Source organism: Caproiciproducens sp. MSJ-32, assembly GCF_018918055.1.
GTDB lineage: Bacteria > Bacillota > Clostridia > Clostridiales > Clostridiaceae > Clostridium.
This window is the reverse complement of the sequence record NZ_JAHLPS010000013.1, coordinates 1-9,975: the sequence shown is the minus strand read 5'-3', so window position 1 is coordinate 9,975 and position 9,975 is coordinate 1. Positions and strand designations below refer to the sequence as shown.

The following is a 9,975-nucleotide window of genomic DNA, read 5'->3' as shown; positions in this document are numbered from 1 at the left end:
ATGCACTGTTCTTTTTAAATACCGCCTTTGGATTGCTTTTATAGATAATCGTTACACCTGAGTTCTCGATTATATCAGAGCCAAACTTCTCCACGGTATCCAGAAAATCATAGTTGTACGGCAAATCTACCCTATCATACCAATCAATGTCATCTACCTCTGCGCCTATACCAAAGGTGCTTCTCTCATTGTTGATACCCACTGTGAATATCTTGTTGTTTTCTGCTAATTCCTTAATATACCGTTCGAAGTACTCTTTTAAGGAATCGTCAGCATACTCCTCTATTATATTTTGAATCAGATTAAACCACTTAGCGAGTAGCTGAGAGTACCCAATCCCGTCTTTCTCAGCCAGCTTGATAATCTCATTCGCCAACCACCTTTTGTAGTCGGTGCCGTCATACCCTTTCGATGACTCTATTAGTTTGAATAGCTCTTTTGGACTTACATCTAAGTTTTCAAGTCCATACTTTATCGCATCTAACGTATTTTTCATAATACGTGCAACCCTGCCTTTCTTCTATTGCCTTTTCCTTCTGCTCTCTCAAATCGCAACTCTTAACTCATACCCTTCTATTCGCACCTTCCGCCTATTCAAAATCATTGAACATACTGTCAACACTTACCGTGTTTTCTACCATTGTCGATACACTTCCGAAAGATACAAAATCCTTTGCACTCGGCTTACTAACAAAGACAAACCTATATCTGCAATCCAGATTTAATTAAATGACTATTTTTAGGAATAATATTCATTATTATTGCAACATTATTTGTGATATCATTAATTTTTATTGGAATAGGTATAAGTATAAAAAAGGCTAATAGATATCTTTAATAGTAGTTAAATTGAAGAAAATTTAAAAAGAGATGTGATATTTTTTATAATTCGATTGGCAGTCATATCTTTTTTATATTGCAAAGTCCAGCAAATTTATTGCTGGACTTTAAGAAATAAAAATTCTATATTAATATATTATCTTATTTATAAATTAAGTAGTTTCAAATTGACTGTTGTAGAGCTTAGCATAAAAACCCCTTTTTTCAAGAAGCTCTTTGTGATTACCTTGTTCTACAACCTTACCATTATCCATTACAATAATTAAATCAGCTTCTTTAATTGTAGATAACCTATGGGCAACTATAAAGGTTGTTTTATTTTTCATAAGTTCATTAAAAGCTTTTTGAATATATATTTCAGTACGAGTATCTATGTTGCTTGTGGCTTCATCTAGTATTAACATAGAAGGTTTGGATAGCATAACTCTGGCAATTGATAGTAACTGCTTTTGACCTTCAGATAATGATGAATCCTCAGATAAAACGGTATTATAACCTTGTGGAAGTTTTACGATAAAATCGTGAGCATGGGCCTTTTTTGCAGCTTCAATTACTTCTTCCATAGAGGCATTAGGTTTTCCATAGGCAATATTGTCTTTTATAGTTCCTTGATATAAGAAAGTATCTTGAAGAACCATTCCATATAAGCTCCTAACACTCGATCTTTTAATTTTCTCTATATTAATATTATCTATTTTTATTTCGCCAGAATTAATATTATAAAATCTCATAAGTAAGTTGATTAGGGTAGTCTTCCCAGAACCCGTTGGACCAACTATTGCTATTTTTTCACCTGGTTTTACTTTTAAATTTAAGTTTTCAATAAGAGGAGCAGCTTTACTATAAGAAAAATTAACATTATTTAGTTCAACATACCCATTACAATTTTCTAGTTCAATGGCATTATTAGGATCCTCAATTTCGTTTTCTTCCTCAAGAATATTAAAGACTCTATGAAGGGAAGAAAAGGCAGCTTGAAGTTCAGTAATTACTCCAGAAATTTCGTTAAAGGGTTTTGTATATTGATTTGCATAGCTCAAAAAAGCGGATAAATTTCCAACACTTATGGCTCCTTTAACTACTAAAATACCTCCAAAGACACCAACTAAGGTATAAACAATCCCATTTACAAATCGTGTTGCAGGATTAGTTATAGCTGAATAGAATTGAGCTTTTTGTCCATAGTTATAAAGCCTTTTACTTATCTCATTAAATTTTTTTAAGGCAGTTTCTTCATAATTAAAGGATTTTACCAATTTTTGATTGCTTATTAATTCTTCTATAAGGCCTGTTAATTCTGAACGTACTTCAGATTGTCTTGTAAACATTGAGTAACATGCTTTAGCAATTACTGAGGCTGTAAATAGTGATATAGGAGTTACAAAAAATACAACTAGAGCAATTTTATAATTAATTGATAACATAAAAATAAAAGTACCAGCAATGGTTAAAACTCCTGTAAAAAGCTGAGAAAAGCTTTGAATCAATCCATCAGAAACTGTTTCAAGATCATTAATTACAGTATTTATTATTGAGCCGGTAGAATTACCGTCTATGTATTTTAATGGAACTTTATTTAGCTTCTCAAATAAATTCATTCTAAGCTGTTTTATAGTCTTATAACAAAGAATATTGGTACTTCTAGTCATTATAAGTTGAAATATAGATGAAATCAAGAAAACTGCTATTAAAATACCGATTATTTTAATTAGATTTTCAAAATCAACATTATTTTTATAGACAATATAATCAATTCCTTCACCAATAATAACAGGGGTAAGGAGAGTTAAAGCAACATATATAATACTGCTTATAATAGATAGGAATATATATTTTTTATAAGGTTCTATGTATATAAGGAGTTTTTTTATTAGGTTAATATTCATAAAGTCACCTCCTAGTTTTTGTTTTGAGAATAATAAATTTCTTTATACACTTCACAGTTTTTTAATAGATAATCATGAGTGCCAATGTCTTTAATTTCTCCACTGTCTAATACAATAATTTTGTCAGCATTTTTTAAACTGTTTGCTTTTTGAGAAATAATTATAATTGTTTTATCTTTAACTTTTTCCTTTAAATTTTTTCTGACTTGTAGATCTGTGGCAAAATCTAGGGCACTTAGACTATCGTCTAAAATTAATATCTCTGAATTTTTAGCTAAGGCTCTGGCAATAGAAAGTCTTTGCTTTTGACCGCCAGAGAAGTTTTTTCCACCTTTCAATACTTCTGCATCATATTTATCTTTTAATTTATTTACAAAATCAGATGCCATAGATATATCTAGAACTCTCTTTATATCTTCATCCTTTAAATTCTTATTTCCTAGTTCCAAGTTACTTCTTATTGTTCCCCTAAATAAAACTGACTTTTGAGGAACTAAAGAAATTAAATTTCTTAATTCCTTAAGAGAATAGCTTTTTACATTAATACCGTTAATTAGTATTTCACCCTTAGTAGCATCATAAAACCTGCATAATAAATTAACTATTGTAGATTTTCCTGAAGCTGTTCCTCCAATTATACCAACAGTTTCATTTTTATTGATTTTAAAAGAAATATTCTTTAAAGAATATTCTTGAGAATCATTATAAGAAAAATAAATATTTTTGAACTCTATTAATGGCATCTTTTTAGTTGTCGAAGTTATGCTGAGTTCATTATTATTCTCTATTAGACTAGGTTTAACTTCTAATATTTCTGAAACTCTAATTAAGGATGTATATCCTTTTGTTAAAGTAATCACTAGTTGGGAGAAGACAATTAAAGCTAATGATATCTGTGTTATATAATTTATTAGAGCAATAATTTCTCCTTGGGTTGAAATGCCTAAGTTTACCTTGTTAGCTCCAAAATATAGTATAAAGACAATAGCAAAGTTCATAACAACTGAAGTAAGAGGATTTAATAGAGAAGAAACTTTCAAAGCTTTTATATTTTCTTCATAATAATCATTATTTTTGCTTTTAAATCTCTTAATTTCACTTTTTTCTTTTGAAAAAGCTTTAACTACTCTAACTCCTTCAATATTTTCTTTAGTAATAAGAGAAATATTTTCTAATTTTTTTTGAATTTCTTTATAAATTTTTATTGATTTTTTCATGATTATATAGAGTATTATTGATATAATAGGCATTGTAATTAAAAATATTAAAGCTAGCTGAAAGTTAATTGCAAAGGACATAATTGTAGAGCCAATAATAACAAAAGGGGACCTTGTACCTAATCTAATTAACATTGCAATACCATTTTGAATTAATGTAATATCATTTGTTAATCGTGTAATTAAAGTGGAGGTACCTATAGTATCAATTTCTTTATGGGAAAGTTTATTTATATGTTCAAATAATGCTGTCCTAATATTTGCTCCTATTCCTTGGGAAGCAATGGAAGCATAATATTGACATATTAATGCAAAAGTAAGACCTACTAAACCTAGCAATATAAGAATAAATCCAATTCTAATTATATAATTAATATCATTATTCGGAATTCCTATATCAATAATTTTTATCATTACTATTGGAATAAAAAGTTCCAATATGGCTTCTATAAGCTTAAATAATGGTCCTAAAATCAGTTCTTTCTTATAGGATTTAAAAAAGGGAATAACTTTTTTCATTAGATCACTCCTTTAACTATGAAAAAGAATTTAATATTATATAGTTTTTCAATTAAATACATTAATATTAATAAATATAAATTTTAATACTTTTGTTTAAATAGCATAATCATGACAATATTATCAAAATGTAATATGTAAAATTGTAACAAAATATAAAAAATATAATAAGAGGTGCAAGATGGAAACAGTAAAAAATTTTTTAAAAGGTGTTGTAATAAGTATATCACAATTAGTTCCAGGTGTAAGTGGAGGAACTATAGCAATGATTTTTGGAATATATGATAAACTATTGCATGCTGTAAATAATATATTAAAGGACTTTAAAAATCAATATAGATTATTGCTAGAAGTTGGACTTGGAGCAGTAATAGGAATTTTTGCTTTTAGTAATATTGTAAAAACATTATTTGATAATTTTCCAATTCAAATTGGTTATTTATTTATTGGTGTAATTTTAGGTGGAGCACCACTAATGTATAGAAAGGCTGCAGTAAAGGGGCTTAAAAAAAGCAGTATATTATATTTAATTGCTGGTTTTGTGATTGTATATATGATGGGAACACCAAATAATGATGCATCAGCCGTTATACAAAATTTAACTCCTTTAAACTTTTTATATTTATTCTTAGGTGGAGTAGTTGTTGCTATAGCATTAATTTTGCCAGGGATTAGCGGTTCTTTTATGCTATTTGTTTTAGGTCTTTATAATACGGTGATAACTGCAGTTGCCCAGTTAAATATACCTATATTAATACCTATAGCAATTGGAGGGATAGTTGGGACTTTAGTAACTGCAAGATTTATTGAAATCTTGTTATTAAAATTTCCTGAACAAACATATATATTAATTTTTGGATTTATATTAGGATCAGTTTTTTCAGTTTTTCCTGGAATTGATGGAATGAAAAGTGTAATAGGGATTATACTTGCTATAATAGGATTTATCTTTACTTATTATATTAGCAGGAATTAATAGATAAAATTACTTAGGTATCTAAACTAACCTAAGTAATTTTTATTTTTAAATATAAAAATATATTATTTCGCCTTAATGGAATATAATGGTATAATATAAAATAATGACAAATAACATTAATATAAGTTTAAAGGGAATTCAAAGAAATATTGGTAATGATGATTATATTGAAGAAGTAATAATAGAAGTTATAGGTATCTATAATAAATATTTATTTAAAGAAAATAGTTTTATAGGAAGAATATCAATAGATCTTTATGGTGATATATGGACATTATCTGATAAAGAATTATTATTTTCAGATAACACTGCAAAAATAGTATCGTTAAATATAGATAATAGCAGTAAATATTTTGGTGAATTATTATGTAATAATAAATTTAGTGAAATTTTGATTATTTTTTGTTAGAAAACCCAAGAGAATTCTTATGGATGGTCTAGTAAAGATGGATTATATATTGCTGAACCAGCTAAAAATAGATCGGAAGCAATAGAACTTGCTGAAAAGTTAGCTAATAGTAGCATAGTGCAATAAGTTCTTTGGGAGTAAATATATTAATATAGGGGATGAAATACTTTATTTTTTGTTATATATGATTTAAAATGGAAATTAATAATTTATAAATAGAAAGGATGAAGAAAGATGGTTATTTTATATACTCTACAGAATGGTGATTTTACAAATTTAAAGGATATAAAAATAATTAAAAAAGAAAAAGTTTATGTGAATTTAACTAATAAATGTCCTTGCGCATGTACTTTTTGCTTAAGAAACACTAAGGAAATGGTTGAAACTAATAGTCTTTGGTTAAAAAGGGAACCGTCAGCGCAAGAAATAATTGGGGAGTTTGAAAAGTATGATTTAGATCAATTTAATGAAGTTATTTTTTGTGGCTACGGAGAACCAACTATCCGACTTTATGATATTATAGAAATTGCAAAATATTTAAAGAGAAGAACTAATATACCTTTACGTATAAATACTAATGGACTAGCAGATTTGATACACAAAAAGGATACTGCACCGTTATTAGAAGGTTTAATTGATACTGTATCAATAAGTCTTAATGCATCAAATGCAGAAGAATATCTTAGAATAACTAGAAATAAGTTTGGGCTAGAATCTTTTGATGCTATGCTAAAATATGCGGTAAACTGTAAAAAGTATGTACCCAAGGTTGTATTTACAGTTGTAGATTGTATTGGAGAAGAAGAAATAAAGGCTTGTCAAAAAGTATGTGATAATATTGGAATTCCCTTAAGAGTTCGTCCTTTTGAATAGAAATTCTCATGGATTTAATAATGCTGGAAATTTTATTTTCCAGTATTATTTTTTATTATTTAAAAATACTAATAATGAACTTTTATTTTATTAATAAAATATATAATTATTATTTATATTACTATATTTAAATATAATTTTTGCTTATATCTAATATAATAAATAATTATTGTTCTAATAGGTTAAGATTAAGGTAAATTTATTGACTGTATAAACTTTTCTTTGTTAGTATTTTTAAGTGATATTTTTTATCGCAAATTTAAAGGATATTGGAGAGATTAAGTATGGCAGGATTTATTGTTTTAGGAGCTCAATGGGGCGATGAAGGTAAAGGAAAAATGACTGATTTTCTAGCAGAAAGCAGCGATGTAATAGTAAGATTTCAAGGTGGAAATAATGCAGGACATACGGTTATAGTTGGAGAAAATGAATATAAGCTTCATTTAATACCATCAGGTGTATTATATAAGGATAAGTTAAATATTATTGGAAATGGAGTAGTATTAGATCCAAAAGCCTTTTTTGAAGAACTTGATTATTTAGAAAAGGCAGGTATTAAGGTTTCACCAGAGCAATTAATTGTAAGCGATAGAGCAAATGTTATAATGCCATATCATAAAGTTCTAGATAAATTAAAAGAAGAAGCAAGAGGAAAAAATAACATAGGAACAACTGGTAAAGGAATAGGTCCTTGTTATACAGATAAAGCTGAAAGAAGTGGGATTAGAGTTTGTGATTTAATAAATCCAGTGGTTTTAAAAGAAAAATTAAAGGAAACAATAGTAAGCAAAAATGATATTATTACTAAGGTTTATAATGGTGAAGAACTAAACTTTGATACAATTTATGAGGAATATGTTGAACTTGGAAAGAGATTAAAATCTTTTGTAGCAGATAGTTCTGTTAGGATATATGATGCTATAAAGAGTGGCAAGAAAGTTTTATTTGAAGGAGCTCAAGGGATGTTACTTGATATAGATTATGGAACTTACCCTTTTGTTACTTCATCAAATACAACTGCAGGGGGAGTTTGCTCAGGAGTAGGCATTGGACCAACGATGATAAGCGGAGCAGTAGGAGTTGCTAAGGCTTATACAACAAGAGTAGGTAAAGGTCCATTTCCAACTGAACTTGATAATGAAACAGGAGAATGGATAAGACAAAAAGGTGGAGAATTTGGCGTTACAACAGGTAGAGCAAGAAGATGTGGTTGGCTTGATCTTGTTATATTAAAAACATCAGCAAGAGTTTCAGGACTTACAGATTTAGTTGTAACCAAGATTGATACATTAGCTGGTCTTGACAAAATAAAGGTTTGTGTGGGATATAAATTTGAAGATAAAGTGATAGATTACTTCCCAGCAAGCTTAGAAGATTTAGCTAAGTGTGAGCCAATATATGAAGAATTTGAGGGATGGGATGACAGTGCAGCTGATGCTAGAAGCTATGATGAAATTCCTGAAAATGCTAAGAAATATTTAAAAAGAATTGAGAAATTTACTGGAGTTCCAATTTCAATAGTTTCAGTAGGACCAAAGAGAGATCAAACAATTGTTTTAAAGGAAATTTAGACTAATAGAAAATCTATATAGTAATTTTAAAAGGAGATAAAAATGAGAAATACATATAGTACCCCATTAAACAGCAGGTATGCTTCAAAAGAAATGTCATATATATTTTCAGATGAGATGAAATTTAAAACTTGGAGACGTCTTTGGGTAGCTTTGGCAGAAGGTGAAAAAGAACTTGGAATTAACATAACAGATGAACAAATAAGAGAATTAAAAGATAATGTAGAAAATATTAATTATGAAGTAGCAATTCAAAGAGAAAAGGAAACTCGTCATGATGTTATGAGTCATGTTTACGCTTATGGTGTTCAATGTCCAAAAGCAAAAGGAATTATACATCTTGGTGCTACAAGTTGTTATGTTGGAGATAATACTGATTTAATTATAATGAAAGAAGGATTACTTTTAATTAGAAAAAAGATTATTAATGTAATAAAGAATTTAAAAGACTTTGCTTTAAAATATAAGGGATTACCAACTTTAGGCTTTACTCATCTTCAACCAGCCCAATTAACAACAGTTGGAAAGAGGGCAACCCTTTGGATTCATGACTTATTATTAGACTTAGAAAACCTAGATTTTGTAATAGATAAGCTAAGATTTAGAGGCGTTAAGGGAACAACAGGAACTCAAGCTAGCTTTATGGAATTATTTGATGGTGATGAAGAAAAAATTAAAGCCCTTGATAGAATAGTTACAGAAAAGATGGGCTTTAAGGAAAGTTATAGTGTAACAGGTCAAACATACCCAAGAAAGGTAGATTCGATTATTTTAAATACTTTATCCGAAATTGCTCAAAGTGCTTATAAGTTTAGTAATGATTTAAGAATTCTTCAAAGTATGAAAGAAATAGAGGAACCATTTGAAAAGAATCAAATTGGATCTTCTGCTATGGCTTATAAGAGAAATCCTATGAGATCAGAAAGAATGAGTGCCCTTGCAAGATTTGTTTTGGTAACTTCAATGAATCCGGCAATTACAGCTTCTACTCAATGGTTTGAAAGAACTTTAGATGATTCTGCTAATAAGAGACTTTCTGTTTCAGAAGCCTTTTTAGCTTTAGATGGAGTTTTAAATTTATATATGAATATTTCAAGTAATTTAGTAGTTTATGAAAAAGTAATTGAAACTCATGTTAATAAAGAGCTTCCATTTATGGCAACAGAAAATATATTAATGGAAGAAGTTAAAATGGGTGGAGATAGACAAGAACTTCATGAAAAGATAAGGGTACACTCTATGGAAGCTGCAAGGAAAGTTAAAGAAGAAGGTTTAGATAATGATCTTATTGAAAGATTAATAAATGATCCAAGTTTTAGTCTAGATGAAGAAAAAGCAAAGAATATATTAGATGCTAAAAAATTTACTGGAAGAGCAGAAAATCAAGTATTAGATTTTATAAATGAAGCAGTTAAGCCGATATTAGAAAAAAACAAGGATTTATTAGGAGAAGAAGCAGAGATAACGGTATAAAATATAAAAATATAACAAAGAACAATAGGAAAATTTATATTTAAATTTACTATTGTTCTTTGTTATTTTATTTAAAGTTTTGGTTGTAATAATTATAAGTCGTTATAAAATGAGAGTAAGCAAAATATATACACTTAAACAATATCCTCGTAAATGATAATAAATAATAAAATAAATTATAGTTTATCAAAAAAATCAAGATTTTAAT

At 28.2% G+C, this 9,975-nt stretch carries 8 protein-coding genes; 5 read left to right on the top strand and 3 right to left on the bottom strand.

The features are described 5' to 3' along the window. The 3 genes from KQI16_RS01525 to KQI16_RS01515 form a co-directional block, all read right to left on the bottom strand. The coding region (locus tag KQI16_RS01525; RefSeq protein ID WP_216431670.1) for a hypothetical protein at positions 1–496 on the bottom strand (496 nt) is incomplete at its 3' end. A gap of 496 nt (positions 497–992) precedes the next feature. Continuing rightward, positions 993–2,726, bottom strand: a complete 1,734-nt coding sequence (locus KQI16_RS01520; protein ID WP_216431669.1) for an ABC transporter ATP-binding protein — start codon at positions 2,724–2,726, stop codon at positions 993–995. An 11-nt stretch (positions 2,727–2,737) separates the two neighbouring features. After that, positions 2,738–4,462, bottom strand: a complete 1,725-nt coding sequence (locus tag KQI16_RS01515; RefSeq protein WP_216431668.1) for an ABC transporter ATP-binding protein — start codon at positions 4,460–4,462, stop codon at positions 2,738–2,740. Between the two features lie 181 nt (positions 4,463–4,643). On the opposite strand from KQI16_RS01515, the gene KQI16_RS01510 reads away from it, so the two are divergent. The 5 genes from KQI16_RS01510 (at position 4,644) to purB (ending at position 9,767) form a co-directional block, all read left to right on the top strand. Beyond that, positions 4,644–5,438, top strand: a complete 795-nt coding sequence (locus KQI16_RS01510) for a DUF368 domain-containing protein (RefSeq protein WP_216431667.1) — start codon at positions 4,644–4,646, stop codon at positions 5,436–5,438. A 106-nt stretch (positions 5,439–5,544) separates the two neighbouring features. Continuing rightward, positions 5,545–5,850, top strand: a complete 306-nt coding sequence (locus tag KQI16_RS01505) for a hypothetical protein (RefSeq protein ID WP_216431666.1) — start codon at positions 5,545–5,547, stop codon at positions 5,848–5,850. Between the two features lie 234 nt (positions 5,851–6,084). Next, positions 6,085–6,723, top strand: coding sequence for a TIGR04100 family radical SAM protein (locus KQI16_RS01500; protein WP_216431665.1), 639 nt, complete (start codon positions 6,085–6,087; stop codon positions 6,721–6,723). A 284-nt stretch (positions 6,724–7,007) separates the two neighbouring features. Then, positions 7,008–8,294 (top strand): adenylosuccinate synthase, encoded by a 1,287-nt coding sequence (locus KQI16_RS01495; protein ID WP_216431664.1) that lies wholly within the window; start codon positions 7,008–7,010, stop codon positions 8,292–8,294. Between the two features lie 42 nt (positions 8,295–8,336). Then, positions 8,337–9,767 (top strand): adenylosuccinate lyase, encoded by a 1,431-nt coding sequence (purB, locus tag KQI16_RS01490; RefSeq protein WP_216431663.1) that lies wholly within the window; start codon positions 8,337–8,339, stop codon positions 9,765–9,767. Positions 9,768–9,975: the final 208 nt, after the last annotated feature.

Bases quoted from the DNA above. Each gene is read 5' to 3' on its own strand.
- KQI16_RS01520 (WP_216431669.1), bottom strand. From the start codon at position 2,726: ATGAATATTAACCTAATAAAAAAACTCCTTATATACATAGAACCTTAT.
- KQI16_RS01515 (WP_216431668.1), bottom strand. From the start codon at position 4,462: ATGAAAAAAGTTATTCCCTTTTTTAAATCCTATAAGAAAGAACTGATT.
- KQI16_RS01510 (WP_216431667.1), top strand. From the start codon at position 4,644: ATGGAAACAGTAAAAAATTTTTTAAAAGGTGTTGTAATAAGTATATCA.
- KQI16_RS01505 (WP_216431666.1), top strand. From the start codon at position 5,545: ATGACAAATAACATTAATATAAGTTTAAAGGGAATTCAAAGAAATATT.
- KQI16_RS01500 (WP_216431665.1), top strand. From the start codon at position 6,085: ATGGTTATTTTATATACTCTACAGAATGGTGATTTTACAAATTTAAAG.
- KQI16_RS01495 (WP_216431664.1), top strand. From the start codon at position 7,008: ATGGCAGGATTTATTGTTTTAGGAGCTCAATGGGGCGATGAAGGTAAA.
- purB (WP_216431663.1), top strand. From the start codon at position 8,337: ATGAGAAATACATATAGTACCCCATTAAACAGCAGGTATGCTTCAAAA.